At 62.6% G+C, this 14,432-nt stretch carries 14 protein-coding genes; 2 read left to right on the forward strand and 12 right to left on the reverse strand.

Going from position 1 to position 14,432, the window contains the following annotated elements:
• Positions 1–12: 12 nt before the first annotated feature.
• From ASD99_RS06115 to ASD99_RS06150, 8 genes are all read right to left on the reverse strand, one after another.
• Positions 13–828 carry an ABC transporter permease gene (locus tag ASD99_RS06115; RefSeq protein ID WP_057143022.1) on the reverse strand — a complete coding sequence of 272 codons (816 nt, stop codon included), beginning with the start codon at positions 826–828 and terminating at the stop codon, positions 13–15.
• A complete protein-coding gene (locus tag ASD99_RS06120) occupies positions 825–1,655 on the reverse strand; it encodes an ABC transporter ATP-binding protein (protein ID WP_057143023.1) in 831 nt (276 codons plus the stop codon). Before ASD99_RS06120 ends, ASD99_RS06115 begins: the two co-directional genes overlap by 4 nt.
• A 130-nt stretch (positions 1,656–1,785) precedes the next feature.
• Complete coding sequence (fhmpcd1, locus tag ASD99_RS06125) at positions 1,786–2,715, reverse strand: 5-formyl-3-hydroxy-2-methylpyridine 4-carboxylate 5-dehydrogenase (RefSeq protein WP_056582741.1); 930 nt, start codon at positions 2,713–2,715, stop codon at positions 1,786–1,788.
• Positions 2,715–3,335 (reverse strand): glutathione S-transferase family protein, encoded by a 621-nt coding sequence (locus ASD99_RS06130; protein ID WP_057143024.1) that lies wholly within the window; start codon positions 3,333–3,335, stop codon positions 2,715–2,717. The genes fhmpcd1 and ASD99_RS06130 overlap by 1 nt, the downstream gene beginning before the upstream one ends.
• A 26-nt stretch (positions 3,336–3,361) precedes the next feature.
• On the reverse strand, positions 3,362–3,769 hold the full coding sequence (locus tag ASD99_RS06135) for a RidA family protein (RefSeq protein ID WP_056582478.1): 408 nt from the start codon (positions 3,767–3,769) through the stop codon (positions 3,362–3,364).
• A 9-nt stretch (positions 3,770–3,778) separates the two neighbouring features.
• Positions 3,779–4,936 (reverse strand): LVIVD repeat-containing protein, encoded by a 1,158-nt coding sequence (locus ASD99_RS06140; protein ID WP_057143025.1) that lies wholly within the window; start codon positions 4,934–4,936, stop codon positions 3,779–3,781.
• 54 nt (positions 4,937–4,990) lie between these two features.
• Entirely contained in the window at positions 4,991–6,142 is a 1,152-nt protein-coding gene (locus ASD99_RS06145) for a cupin domain-containing protein (protein WP_056582481.1), read from the reverse strand.
• Between the two features lie 290 nt (positions 6,143–6,432).
• Positions 6,433–8,061: a GMC family oxidoreductase gene (locus ASD99_RS06150; RefSeq protein WP_057143026.1), complete on the reverse strand. Its 1,629-nt coding sequence runs from the start codon at positions 8,059–8,061 to the stop codon at positions 6,433–6,435.
• A gap of 204 nt (positions 8,062–8,265) precedes the next feature.
• On the opposite strand from ASD99_RS06150, the gene ASD99_RS06155 reads away from it, so the two are divergent.
• On the forward strand, positions 8,266–8,943 hold the full coding sequence (locus ASD99_RS06155; RefSeq protein WP_056582484.1) for a FadR/GntR family transcriptional regulator: 678 nt from the start codon (positions 8,266–8,268) through the stop codon (positions 8,941–8,943).
• Between the two features lie 43 nt (positions 8,944–8,986).
• Positions 8,987–10,564 (forward strand): GMC family oxidoreductase, encoded by a 1,578-nt coding sequence (locus ASD99_RS06160; RefSeq protein WP_057143027.1) that lies wholly within the window; start codon positions 8,987–8,989, stop codon positions 10,562–10,564.
• A 29-nt stretch (positions 10,565–10,593) separates the two neighbouring features.
• Here the strand turns inward: ASD99_RS06160 and ASD99_RS06165 are convergent, their stop codons facing one another.
• From ASD99_RS06165 to ASD99_RS06180, 4 genes are all read right to left on the reverse strand, one after another.
• A complete protein-coding gene (locus ASD99_RS06165; RefSeq protein ID WP_082525253.1) occupies positions 10,594–11,346 on the reverse strand; it encodes a GGDEF domain-containing protein in 753 nt (250 codons plus the stop codon).
• A gap of 297 nt (positions 11,347–11,643) precedes the next feature.
• Positions 11,644–12,315, reverse strand: coding sequence for a thermonuclease family protein (locus ASD99_RS06170; RefSeq protein WP_244497645.1), 672 nt, complete (start codon positions 12,313–12,315; stop codon positions 11,644–11,646).
• A gap of 66 nt (positions 12,316–12,381) precedes the next feature.
• A complete protein-coding gene (locus tag ASD99_RS06175) occupies positions 12,382–13,581 on the reverse strand; it encodes an ABC transporter substrate-binding protein (protein WP_057143029.1) in 1,200 nt (399 codons plus the stop codon).
• 92 nt (positions 13,582–13,673) lie between these two features.
• Entirely contained in the window at positions 13,674–14,411 is a 738-nt protein-coding gene (locus tag ASD99_RS06180) for a lytic transglycosylase domain-containing protein (protein ID WP_413813917.1), read from the reverse strand.
• Between the last annotated feature and the right edge of the window lie 21 nt (positions 14,412–14,432).

Raw genomic sequence — 14,432 nt, forward strand, 5'->3', positions numbered from 1 at the left:
GATCGAGCGGGCCTAGGACTGGCTGAATTTCGGCGCCCACGGCACCACGATGCGTTCGAGAATTTCGGCGGCGTAGTAGAAGGCGATGCCAAGCACGGAAACGAGCAGCAGCGCTGCGAAGACCAGCGCTGTGTCGAGCTGGGTCGAAGCGAACTGGATGACGTAGCCGAGACCGTCGGAAGCGCCGGCAAATTCGCCGACGATGGCGCCGATCACACTCAACGTCGCGGCGATCTTGGTTCCAGCCATCAGGTTCGGCAGGGAGTGCGGAACGCGGATCCTGAACAGGATCTGCGTCGGGCTGGCCCCGACGGAATTCATCACTGACAGCAGCGAGCGGTCGACCGATTGCATGCCCGCCAGCATGGAGAGCGTCACGGGGAAGAAGGCGATGACCAGGATCAGGCCGATCTTGGGCGCCAGCCCATAGCCGAACCAGAGGATGAAGATCGGCGCGAGCGCGACTTTCGGCACGTTCTGGAACAGCACCACCAGTGGATACAGCGCGCGTCCCAGCCAATCGAAGCGCACGATGACCAGCGCGATGGCAATCCCGACCACGACCGAGACCAGGAAGCCGAACAGGATCTCGCCCGCCGTCACCAGCGTCGCCTGCATCAGCGTGCCCCATTGCGCGACCAGCGACTTCGCGATCTCGGAAGGGGCAGGAATGATGAAAGTAGATATGGCAAAGATCCGCACGGCGGCTTCCCACACCACGATTGTCACCAGCAGCAGAATGACCGCCGGCAGCCAGCTGCCTGTCGCAGCGCTCCAGTTGGAGGCGAGGCGGGCCTCGGAAAGATCCGTGATGGGTTGGTCGCTCATGACGCGCCCCCCGGTTGATGGCTGGAGCGCAGCATCGTTCGCAACTGAACCACCAGCCTGACGAACTCCGGATCTTCGGTAACCGACAGGTCGCGCGGATAAGGCAGCGCAATGTCGAGGCTCTCGGTGATCCGCCCCGGCTTGATCCCCAGCACGTGAACATGGCGTGACAGGTGGATGGCCTCGTCGATGGAATGGGTGACGAGCACGATCGTCTTGCCGGTACGCTGCCAGATCTCCAGCAGCGACTGGCCCATGGAATCGCGGGTGATGGCGTCGAGCGCACCGAACGGTTCGTCCATCAGCAGCACGGCCGGGTCGAGCGCCAGGGCCCGTGCGATGGCGACCCGTTGCCGCATGCCGCCCGACAGTTCGTTTGGGCGCTTGTGGGCGCTGTCGCCCAACCCCACCAGTTCCAGCATCTCCTGCCCGCGCGCCCGCAGATCCGAGCGCGACAGCGACTTGTCGGCGATACCGAGCAGCAGCGAGGCATTGTCGACGGCACTTTTCCAGGGGAGCAGGTTGGCGTCCTGAAAGACGAGGCCGATCATGCGCTTGCGCGCCGCCTCGACCGGCGCGAGCCCGGCGATCGAAACGCTGCCCTGGGTCGGCTGCACCAACCCGGCCAGCACCTTGAGCAAGGTGCTCTTGCCACAGCCGGAAGGACCGATAAGGGAGACGAACGACCCCTTTGGCACCGAAAGATCGATATTCCTAAGGATCAACTGCCGGGCGATGACCACCGAAACGCCTTTGGCGGAGATCAGATCGTCATGGCGGATATGGGCCGGCCTGTCGCCGGCGGCTCGAATGGTTTCAATGCGCATGGCTTGTCGCCCCGCGCGCTGTTTTCTGCCGCACCCGCACCATCTTGATGGCGAAGGCGCCCTTCACACAAACAGCCGACCGGTGGAACTCCTCAAGCCGGCCTGCCCTCTGCGCTCCATGTGACATTGGCTACTCCCGGCCTTCCAGGATGCGCCGCACCGCGACAAGCTTGCGCGCCCGTTCGCCCTGCAGCACCTTTGTCTGCTCGAGCGTGTAGGCAAACATGCCCTCGCCCGACTTGATGCCGAACTTCGACGCAGCCGTCTTCTCTAGCACAATCGGCGCGACATCGTCGCGATTGGAGAGATCGGCATTCAGGAAGGATGAGACGGATTTGTAGATATCCAGCCCCGCCATATCGAGCAGCGCCATCGGGCCGATGACGGCGATCTTGTAGCCGATGCCCCACGACACGCAGGTGTCGAGATCTTCCGGCTCGATGACGCCGCGCTCGACGAGGTCGACCGCCTCGCGCAGCAGCGCATAGAGCACGCGGTTCTCGACGAAGCCCGGAACGTCCTTCTTCACCACCACCGGCAGCAGGCCGATAGAGCGAATGAGGTCGCGGATAACAGCCACGGTTTCAGGCGCGGTCTTTTCGCCGCCGATCACCTCGATCATCGGTATGATGTGCGGCGGGTTCGACCAGTGCATGCCGACCATCCGCTCAGGATGCGAGATATGCGCCTGCAGCGTGGTGATCGGGATGCCCGACGTGTCGGAAGCGACGATGACGGACGGGCCGATCAGCGGATCGATGTCGCGATAGGTCTGCGCCTTGATGTCGATATTCTCGGGCACATTCTCGATCACCAGTTCGGCGCCGTCGACGGCCTCGGCGATCGTCTCGACGAAACGTACGCTGCCGGTGCCTGTCACGGGCGCCTTGATGTCGAGACGGTCGAGCACGCCGCCGGCGAGATCAAGCATGCCGCGGGCACGCTCGACTGCCGCCTGCGAAACATCATACGCCGTGACATCGAGCCCACCGCGCGAAAGCCGCGCGGCGATGCCCGGACCCATCGTTCCCAGCCCGATGAGAGCGGCGCGCTTGATCATCATGCCGCCTTTGCGGGAGCAGCGGCGGTTGCCGCCTTGAAGGCCGGCCGGGCGGCGATCGCGGCCACCCAGCGCTCAAGATTGGGCATCGACGGCCGGTCGATCTTGAAATCGACGCAGCGCTTCAGGATCGGCGCGCAGGCGATGTCGGCAAGAGTCAGCTTGCCGAGCGCCAGGAAGTCCTTGCCGGCCAGGTGGCCATCGATGATCTTGAGCTGCGCGACAAGGTCCTTCACTTGTTCCTTGTATTCGGCGGTCTGTTCCTCGGGCGTCAGCTTGGCGCCCTTGAAGGCCGCCAGGTAGCCGGGATTGACCGCCGCCAGCAGGAAGTCCATCCAGCGTTCGACCTCGGTCTTTTCCGCCGGCGTGGCGCCATTCAACTGTTCGCCGCCGGATGCCGCGAGATAGCGCAGTATGGTGTTGGACTCCCAGATCACGGTGTCGCCGTCGACCAGCGTCGGCACCTTGGAGGTCGGGTTGAGCGCCTTGTACTCCGCCGTCTGGGTGTTCTCGAACTGGCGGCCGTAGTCCTCGCGCTTGTAGGGCGTCCCAAGCTCTTCGAGCATGAAGAGCACCTTCTGGACGTTGCCTGATGTCTGGCGGCCTAAGAGCTTGTACATGTCGTCTCCTCGATTGTGTCCAAGGCCTACTTGCCCGCCGGCAGCGGCTTATAGACGATGGCGTCCATTTCGATCTTGGTGTTGATGACCGCCTTTGCCTCGACGGTCGTGCGCGCGAGGACGGCGTCGCCGATACCTTCGAGGAACGCCTTGTTGTAGCGGCCGAAATCGCGCGTATCCTCAAGATAGGTGGTGATCCGCACGACATCCGACAGCGTCGCGCCTTCATGCGCGATGACGCGCGCGATGGTCTTCAACGTGGCCAGCGTCTCTTCCTCGATCGTGCCGCTGATCATGTTGTTGTTCTCGTCCTTCGGCACCTGGCCCGAGACGAAGATGAAATCGCCGGCACGCACCGCCGGATGAAACGGCAGGTTCGGGTTCTTGTTGCCGATGGCGTAGTGGCTGGCGGATTTTCGCGTGCTGTCGCTCAATGCCTGCTCCTAGAGAACGCTGGTTTCGATGATGTCGACACCACGGATGCGATCGATCAGGTAGACGATGCCACGGTCGTCGATGGTCACGTCGTTGGACGAGGAACGCTCCGCTCCCTCCGGCGCGTCGGGCATGAAATGGCCGACCTCCTTTGGTGCGAACGGGTCGGCGATGTCGACGAGGCGAAGCCCCTGCGCGAACCATGCAAACGGGATGATCGTGCCCTTGAACCGTTCGGAAGGCTGATGGCAGCCCGTCATCGGCGGTTGCGGCTCACCGTCCGGGTCGAGGCCCGGCACCTGGAACGTAGAGATCGGCAACGGGTTGGTCTCGTCGGTGATGTCGTAAATCCATGTGAAGGCCGGCGGTGATGGCCGAAGCTTGGCGACATCCTCGTCCGCCACCACCATGATGCTGCGACCCTTGAGCGGCTGTGGGATCGGCAGGCAGGTGTGGGTGGGATGCGGAAAGCTCGGGCTCGAATTGACGTGCGAGACCAGCTTCGGCTTGCTGATGTCCGAAATGTCGAGGATGAACAGGCCGTGATGCCAGTAGCTGACATAGAGCCGGTCGCCCATGCGCAGCGGATGGTGGCAACGCGGCGTGACATAGTCATGCCAGGGGTATTCTTCGCCACCGCCGGTCCACTGGCCGGGTATCCACCAGCGTCCGACCTCGACTGGCTTCGTGGGATCGATCAGGTCGAGGATCATCACGATATTGCCGACATAACCGTCGGCGGTCGGCGAGATGTAGACGTAACGGCCGTCGAAGTCGTAGCGGTGGACGCCCTTGCCTCCGGTTATCCATTTCGAGATGAGCTTGGGCTGTGCCGGCTTGGTGGTGTCGTAGAGCGCCAGTCCGCCACCGAAATCGGCGGGGCCGGCGTCGCCAAAGCGCTCGTGGTTGATGATCATCAGCCCGTCCTTGGCGCGCACCTTGTGCGAGTGCCAGCCGGGCGGAACATCGATCGTGGCTATCTTGCGCGGATTGCGTGGGTCGGAAATGTCGACCAGCGTCGTGCCGCTCGGCGGCCGCATATGGCCGATATAGAGGATGTTGCCGTCGACCCAGACCTGGCCGCCGCCTGGGCAGTCGACGTGGCCGATCTGCTTGGTGTTGAACGCCGAAACCAAATGCGTACGCCCTTGCTGCTGAAACGTCATTTCGATGCCCCCGCCGCCCTTGGCGGCGGGACAGTGCTTGCCGAAGGACCGGAATTAGACGAGGCGGAGCAGATCGCCGGCCTGGTTGCGGCCCCAGCGCTTGTAGAGGAGCAGCGCCTTCTGCGTCGGCGCATCGGTGGCGCCGAAAAAGATCACCGGCTCGCTTGAAGAGCCGTTGACATGTTCGACCCACGATCCGCCGGGTATGGCGATGGTGTCGAACTGGTTCCAGTCATAGCGTTTGCCGTCGATGATCGAATGGCCGTTGCCGCGGAACGGCGCCAAAAGCAGGCTGGCGGTCTCGCGCTGCGGCAAGGTCTTCTCACCGGGGCGCAGCATCTGCACGTAGAAATTGATGGTGTGAAAGACGGGGCCGCCGGTGGTCGGATCTACATAGTCGATGACGATGCCTTCATGAGGGTCGCCATCCCAATCCTTGTGGGCCTCGAGGACCGCTTCCATCTTCTCCCAGCGATAGACGTACATCGGCGACGACAGGCCGCCGCCGCGCTTGTGGTCGACGAAACGCGGCATCAGGCCGCCCTCGCCATAGATGCGCTGTGAGTAGTCGCTCGGATAGCGGGCGGTCTGCACCTTCTTCTCGACTTCCTTGCCGTCGACCATCTCGGTGTATTTGTGGTCGAAATGCACGGCATGCAGCGTCTCAACCAGCGGCAGGTCGAGCACCGACAGGTTGACCGCCTGCTCGCCGCCGACGGTGCCATGATTGTGCCAGGCGTCGTTGGGCGTCAGCACCATGTCGCCGGGGCCGAAGACTACGTCTTCGCCTTCGACGCCTGTGAAGTTGCCCTTGCCGGTCAGGCCGAAGCGGATGGCGCTCGGCGAGTGCTTGTGCGGCGGCATGATCTCGTCGGGATCATTCAGGCGGTAGGCCGTGTACATGGTGCTGACCGATGCGCGCTTGGGCGCAAGTCCAGGATTGACCAGGATCAGCGAGCGGCGCTCGCTGTCGTCCATGGTCACCAGTTCGGCGGCGCGCTGCAGCAGCGGCTCGATGTCCGAATAGGACCACACGAAGGGAACGGCCTTCGACGTCGCCATCAGTTGCTTGATCTCGTCATGGTCGACGCCTTCCGACGTCGCCCAGAACGGAAACATGTTCTTTTCGTAGAGAGCGTCATAGAGGCCCTTGAGTGCTGCCTTCTTGTTGGTGAGCACATCGTTAGCTGGTTGCGCCAGGGACATATCGGACACCTCTCGTCACGAAGAAAATGCTTCTAACCAACTCAACCGTATTCGCATTGGTTTTGCTCGACAATCCCCAAATTGCGAAATTTATAAGTTTTTGGTTGAAGTGCATTTTCGACAGGCAAATACCCAAAAATAGGCAGGAATGGCCAAAAATTCGCACAGAACATGCTCAGGAAAGCAGAGTGAAGCCTGTTCGTTACGGCCGTGCAGGCTCACACGGCAGTCCAACCAACGTAGATTTTAGTCCCGACCAAAAGATTTTGGTTGGGCTCCGGCAGCCACTATCAGGCCGCCACGCTCTGTTGAGCGCGGTTGCGGATCAGATCCACGGCCTTTTCGGCGATCATGATGACCGCCGCATTGATGTTGCCGCAGACGAGATCCGGCATCACGGAGGCGTCCACGACACGAAGTCCGGCAACGCCGCGCACCCGCAATTCCGGATCGACCACCGACTCCGCATCGATACCCATACGGCACGTGCCGGCCGGATGATGCACGGTGATCGACGTCTTGCGGATGTGCTCGTCGATCTCTTGGTCGCTCTCGCATTTCGGTCCGGGGAAGAATTCCGCGCCAACGAACGGGGCCATGGAAGGCTGGCTTGCAAGGTTGCGCGCAACACGAAAGCCGGCGCGAAGCGACTGCCAGTCACGCTGCGAGGACAGGAAGTTCTGATGGATCAGCGGAGCGGCGACCGGATCGCTCGACGCCAGCTTGACGCTGCCACGGCTCTCCGGCTGCACGGCGACGATACGGGTCGCAAAGCCGTCGGCGAACGGTGCCTTGAATGGCGACATGTAAGGCCATGCCCCAAGCGGTGCGGCGGTGAAAAGCAGCTGGACGTCCGGCAACGGCCGGCTTGCATCGCTTTTCAGGAATGCCACGACGCCGCCAGGCACATCTCCCGAAAAGCCCTTTCCGGTGAGATAGGTCTTGACGAAATCCAGCCCGATACGATCGGCCCGCATCATCTTGAGAAACGGTCCGGGCTGTTTGCGTCGATACATCAGGATGACCGAAACATGGTCCTGCAAATTCTTTCCGATCTGCGCACGATCAACCTTCGTCTCGATGCCATGCGCCGCCAGTTCGCCGCTGTCGCCTATGCCCGACAGCATCATGAGCTGCGGCGTGTTGATGACGCCGCCGGCAAGCAGAACCTCGCGCCGCGCGAGAACCTCATGGCTCGCCCCGCCTCTGGTGTAGGCAACGCCCGTTGCGCGCCCATCCTTCAGGAGGATCTTCGTCGCCATCGCGCCGGTCAGCACCTTGACGTTGCCGCGGCGCATGGCGGGCCGCAGATAGGCGGTCGCGGTCGAGCAGCGCCGGCCGTTCGCAATTGTCATCTGCAAACGGCCGAAGCCTTCCTGGACGGCGCCGTTGTAGTCTTCGGTCTGCGGGTATCCGGCGTCACGGCTGGCCGTGGCGAAGGCATCGATCAATTCATCCTTGTAACGGCAGAACTGGGTGTTCAGCGGCCCGCTGCCGCCACGATACCGGCTTTCGCCCGCTTCCCAGCGCTCCTGCTTCTTGAAGTAGGGCAGCACCCTGTCGAACGACCAGTCCGTCAGGCCGCTTGCCGCCCAGCGATCGTAATCGCCGCGATTGCCGCGCACATAGGCCATTGCGTTGGTGGAAGAAGAGCCTCCGATAACCTTGCCGCGCGCGCATTCGACCTTGCGCCCGCCGACATTGGCCTCGGGCTCGCAGAAATACATCCAGTCGTGGCGGCGCTCGGTCAGTATCTTGCCCCAACCAAGCGGGATGTGGATCATCGGATCGCGGTCCCAATCTCCCGCCTCCAGCAGAAGCACCGACACCGCGGGGTCTTCGCTCAGCCTGTTCGCCAGCACGCAGCCGGCCGATCCCGCACCGACAATGACGTAGTCAAAGGTTTCGCCAGCCGGCATGCGTCATCCTCGGGAGAAAGACGGCCCGCCGCGATGGCAACCGTCGACGGAGGCAGTCAACCATCGCGCAACTGGTGTTGTCAACCATTGCGTACAGTTGTAGATTGGTTGAATTGGTTGAGTGCCGTCGAACAGGTTTTCGTGTCACAATATGATGTCAGGACGTTGAGTCGGCGGTCTGCCGATCGGACAGGAGATTTGGTTTTGAGCGCATTCGAGCCGCAGGTAGGACCATCGGATCTCGACGACATCATTGCCGCGGTCCGCCAGTTGCAGCAGGGCGGCGGCAAGCTTCCGTCCGAGCGCGATCTTGCGGAACATCTGAGCGTAAAGCGCCATCAGCTTCGCAAGGCGCTTGAAGTGCTGCGCCACTCAGGCGATCTCAAACCGGCGCGCGCCAGGCGGGCGCCGACCGCCCTTCCAAGATATGGCGAGGAACTGGTCAGGGTAACCAATCCGATCGAGATTCTGGAATTGCGCCTGCTCATGGAGCCGGGCCTTGCTCGGTTGGCGTCGCTGCGCGCCTCCTCCTTCGAGACGGCGCGGATCCTCGACGCGGCAACCACGCCGGAGAATGCTCCGTCGGGTGAGGTCGACTTCGCCTTCCATCTCGCGATCGTCGCCGCCGCCCGCAACCATCTCGCCGCGGAATTCTACAAGATGCTGCGTCAGGTCGGGGTCGATGCGCGGGTGAAGGTTGCGCGCACCGCGGCGCCCACCTGCCCCAAGCGGATCGCCCAGCGCGACGGCGAGCATCGCCTGATCGCCGAAGCGATCTCGCAGCGCGATCCAGAAGCGGCGGAGGCCGCAATGCGCGCGCACCTGCTGTCCGTGCAGAGACAGATCATGGAACGGTCGAATGCCGGCGCCTTTGCCGCGTGATCTTATCAGCTTCTGATATCGAGCCTGTGCGGGGAATTTCAAATTGAAACGTCATTTCGACGTGCTGGTCATCGGCGCGGGATCCGCCGGCTCGGTCGTTGCCAGCCGGCTCAGTGAAGACCGGTCATGCCGGGTCGGCCTCATCGAGGCAGGGGCGATGCCGGCCGATCCCGACATCGCCGACCCGCTGAAATGGACGATGCTCCAGGGCCGCGCCTACGACTGGGCCTACCGGACCGTACCCCAGCCTTTCACCGCCAACCGCATCCATGAATGGCCACGCGGCAAGATCGTCGGCGGCTCGAGCTGCCTGCATGCAATGGCCTATGTGCGCGGCCATCCCGATGATTTCGAATCCTGGGCACAAGCCGGCGGCGAGCGCTGGTCCTATCGGGGATTGTTGCCGGGCTTCATCCGCAGCGAAGCCTTCACCGCCTTCGACGGGCCGGCACGCGGCAGGAGCGGCCCGCTGGACGTCTATCTGCCGGACGCCGAGGTCAGTCCGGTCGTGCGTGCCTACATCGCCGCCGGACGGGCCATGGGTGCTCCTGCCCTGACCGACCACAACAGTGGCGAACTGGTCGGCACCAGCCCCAATTCACTCAACATACGCGACGGTAAGCGCCTCAGCGTCGCCGACGCCTATCTGCCGCCGCAGGTCATGGCGCGGCCGAACCTGACCTTGCTCACCGGCCACGAGGTCGAGCATCTGGTGCTGGACAGCCACAAGGTCACGGGCGTGAGCGTGGTGTGCGAGGGCGAGACCGGAGCGCTCTCCGCCGACCGGATTGTCCTTTGCGCCGGCGCAGTGTCCACGCCGCTCATCCTCATGCGGTCGGGCATTGGCTGTCCGGATACTCTGAAGCAGGCGAGGATACGCTGCCTTGCCGATCGACGCGATGTCGGTCGCAATCTGCAGGACCATCTGCTGGCTCTTGGAAATGTCTACGCCGCGAAAAAGCCGGTGCCGCCGTCCCGCCTGCAGCACTCCGAATCGCTGATGTACCTCCATGGCGACGACCCGACCCGTTCCACGGGAAGTCCCGACATCGTGCTCGCCTGCGTCGTCGCTCCGTCAGTGGCCGAGGGCCTGAATGCCCCGCCCTACGGCTCCGCCTTCACGATCCTGTGCGGCGTCACCCATCCGACAAGCCGCGGGCGCATTGCCCCAGGCGGGCCGGGCCGCAACGACACGCCCGTCATCGATCCGCGTTATCTCGAAACCGAACACGACCGCACGGCCTTCAGGATGGCCTTGAAGCGGGCGCGCATGGTCGGCCATCATGCGGCTCTGGACGAATGGCGCGATGCGGAGATCCTGCCGGGCGCACCGGTTCAGTCCGACGACGAGCTCGATGCCTTCATCGCCAGGGCCGCTTCCACCCATCATCATCCGGCTGGCACATGCCGGATGGGTCGTGATGCCGAGGCTGTCGTCGATCCTGACTTGCGGTTGAACGGCTTCGACAACATCTTTGTCGTCGACGCCTCGGTGATGCCGGCGATCCCGAGCGGACCGATCAATGCCGCAATCGTTGCCATCGCGGAAACCTGGGCGGCGTCTTCACGGGTTACCGCCTCGACAGCGGCCGATGCGCCTGACAATTCCCCTGGGGTTTGAATGGCCCTCGCGCTGGCGCCCGGCGGTAGTCAGCTGTGGAGATGCGTCAATTCAAACGTGGCTCCGTCCCGGATGCCGGCCATGCGCTGCTCGGCCGACCGGAACATGTCCGCGAACTCCGCCTCGTTTTCGAACACAACGCCGCCGACTTTGACGGTCAGGGCATCTTCGGTTCCTTTTGGCGCGAAATAGACTTGCGCGATACGCGCCCGGATACGCTCGCCAATTTCCCTGGCTTCTGCCTCGGTGGCGCCTGAGAGGAAAACCCCGAACATCGAAGCCCCCATGCGTCCAACCAGATCCTCCTCGCGCACCGATGATTTTATGGTTGAGGCAACGAGCCGCAACGCCTCATCGCCCCATTCAAGGCCAAAGCGCAGGTTGATGGACCGCAAATGTTCCGAATGGATGACCAGGAAGGCACCCGATCTCGGACCAGGCGCCGCTGGCCTTGCTGTTCTTTTTTCGACCATCGACGTGAAGACCGCTCCGTTCAGGCAGCCTGTCATGGTGTCGAAGGTTGCCGACTTGTCGAGTTCTCGGCGATAGCGACGCAGCTCGATCTGCTTCAAGCCAACGAACAGAAAAAGCGGAACACCAAGGATGACAGGCAACAGGATTGCCGTGACCATGCTGCGCCCAAATGGCGTCAGCGCCTCCGAGAACAGGAGCAGATAGTTGAGGCCGACGGAAAGGGCCAGGATTCCCGTGGTTCCCAGAAAGGTCAGCCAAGCGACGCCTTTCCATGCCTGGGCGGTGGTGGTCCCCATAGTCTTTGTCACTGGCCGATCTCCTGTGGATGGGCTGGTATAAGGCCGGTGTGTTGCAATTTCAGTTTCAAGGAACCTTGCAATTTAATCGATTGCGCGATGACCCCATCAAGACTGCGGACGAAATTGGCTTGTTCCCAAATGCATGTCGCCCAAAAGGTGACCTCGGTTTTGGGAAAACGACATGCATAGAAAACAAAGACCTAAAGCGCGTCGCCTGAATCCGTTAAATGGATTCAGGCGACGCGTTTTAGGGAAAGCTGCGCCCGTGACGGTTAACAAACAAAATATCAGGAGCTGAACGACCAGCTATTGTGCCGGGCCGAATATGCCCATCTCCGCGTCCCTGGCTGTCGCCTCCGCTTTGCCATAGATGCCGCTTGGCAGCGCCGTGGCCCAGCCATTGGAGACAAGCCAGGCGCCGACATCCTGCTTGCCCAGGCTGCACGTCGCGGCGATGGCAAAACGCTCGACGTCCGGCGGCACGAAACATTTCAGTGCGCGTCCCCTCAGCCAGGAATTGAAAGCGGCGCGTGCGCGCTGACCGCAAGGCCACGTAACGTCTTGAAACGAGCAGGAGCTGTCGACATCGACGCCTTGCACCCCGCTGATGACCACCTTCCGACCCATGGATTCGAACATCGCCGACGATGTGGCAATAGGGCGGAAGAGCAAGACCTCCCGCCAGTCCCTGGCCATCGGCGTTTTCGGGGGCACGGCGAGACCGAGCTCGCTGAGTGGCGGACGGGGCTCCGCCCGTTCGATCTCAGCTGGATCAAGCCGTGGCGGAGCGATCAGGTCTTGAGCAACCTTGCGCGCCGGTTCCGGGCGTTGTGCGTCGGTAACCGGGGCAACCGGCCGGATTGGCTGCGTATCGTCAACAGCCTTCGAAGGGGCAAGGACAGGCCGATCGATCGAAAGCAAAGCACCGGCCTGAATGATCAGCAGGACTCCGGCCAGAAGCAGGAGGCTTCCGAGCACGATCGCCAAGCGGCTGCGGCCCGGCCTGCCCATCAGGTTGCACAGCTTCTCAAAAGGGCTCGCCGGTCAGAAACCCGACGTCGATTTGGCAACCAGTTTGAGAGCACCTTTTTCAATCCGGTAGAACGGCATCGATCGTTCGCTGGATCCGTCAGCCCGAAACCGGAACAGACCTGTCGACCCACGAAACCCGTTTGGATTCTCGAGAACCTTTTTGCTGAAGCCATCAGGCCCGACCGCGCTGGCAATCCCTGCAGTCAGGGCAACCATATCATAGGCGTAGGCCACATTGACATCGGCCGGATAGTTGTATGCCGTCCTGAAGCGGTCGGCGATCGGCCCGGTTTCACTTGGATCGAGCGTGGCGATATATGCCCCTCCAAACAGTGGGTCCATGGGGTGTTCCAGCCAGCGGTTCGTTCCGACGACGGAAATCGTCTTTCCCGGAATGCCCTTTGATTTGAGGGCGGCGAGGATAGGCGACGGGCTGTCATTGCCGCTGGCAACGATGACGGCGTCGGGATTGTCCACGAGTGAGCCCATTTCGTCGACTGCCTTCGCGCCACCGTCACCGGCCGAATACGGGAGAGTAACCGCGAGCGTCGCGCCATAGATGCTGAGGCTGTTGGCGACCCGCTTCTCCATGGCGCCGGCGTTTGGGCCCTCCGCGACAAACAACACGAACTTCTTGCTGCCTTTCGCCGCCAGCCCCGCGGCGCCCGCCGCGGCGCTGTCCGCTTCGCCAAGGAGCACGGCATAGACCCCGGCGCCGCCTGCGAAATTATCGGCAAGCGCCAGGACCGGTGGCCGCTTCGATCCAGACAGCGTGGCAATATGCTGGGCTGCCGGCAGTTCGGTCGGGCCGATCACGGCCTTCGACCCCGTCGTTATGGCCGTTATCGCCAGTTTGCTGGCCAGTGCGCTGTCGCCTTTGGTGTCTTCCACCGTCAGCGTAAGCAATCCATTGCCAATATCCGTCATCGCCAGCTTGGTCGCATCCAGCATCTTCCTGCCGTTTTCCCCAGCCGTTCCTGGGGCGGACAACGGCAACAGCATCGTGATCTTTGTCGAACCGGTGCCCAGCGACTGGGTCGCCTGGACGGGACCGGCACCAGCGGCGCCATTCTGCGCGGCAGGCACGGTAACCGCCGCCGGATCGAGCACTTCGGAAACGCCGCCTTTCGACTGGCAGCCCGACACGATCACGGCGAGCGCCAAGGCGATTGCCCATGTCCGCGGACAGTGGACCTGTCGGCCAGCTTCCATGAATGCTCCACCCTCTGTGTCGCCGGGTATTTCTTTCCGGTCTGATCTTCAAGTCATGTTACGGCGGACTTGCCGTGCCGTCTGCAGTTCTTTTAGCTGCCGAAAAGCCTGGCTCTGAGCGCCTTGATCTGCCTCGCTTGCCCGGCACTTCGATAGTCGGCGCATTTCATGTATCGTGGGCCGGGCACGAACACGCGGCGCACGCAAACGCCCTTTCCCTGGGCAGGAACTCCACCCTCTCCTCCTGGCGAAAATGCGGAAAACCCGAATGTCGCCACCGGCAAGGGCCCGGTCACTTCAATCCCTTCCCTTGCCAGGATTGCCCGCGCACGCTGGCAGTAGCGGACCGAAAGGGCCGAGAACCGGCTCTCATTGTGCCCGGCGCGATACTTCATGACGGTGGTGCACAGATCGCCCGCGGCGAGCCTGTTGGCCTGTGCGAGATATTTGACCCCAAGGGCGATGTTGGTCGCCGGCGCGCTCAGATCGTCCAGGGAGCCTCGAAATCCAAGCATCCTGGCCGTCGCCGGCATAACCTGCATCAGGCCGACTTCGCCATCGGCGCCCTGCACGCCGGGATCGAACCCGCTTTCGATTTCCATCACGGCATGCGCCAGCATCGGCTCCAGGCCATAGATCGATGCCTGGCAACTGGCAAACGCCTTGAATGTCTGCCGGGTCCACTGCGTGGCAGCGTCACAGTGCACCGCCCGCGTCAGGCCGGACGACTGCCGTTGGTCCACGGACGGTCGTTCCAGCCAGTTGGCGTGGGCGAGCGTGACAGTGAGGCCAAGGCCGACCAACGCGATCGCGCCTGCGATCGCCTTCAAGAATGATCCGTCGGCTGTCAT

Origin of the sequence: Mesorhizobium sp. Root695, assembly GCF_001428185.1 — a bacterium.
Classification (GTDB): Bacteria; Pseudomonadota; Alphaproteobacteria; order Rhizobiales; family Rhizobiaceae; genus Mesorhizobium.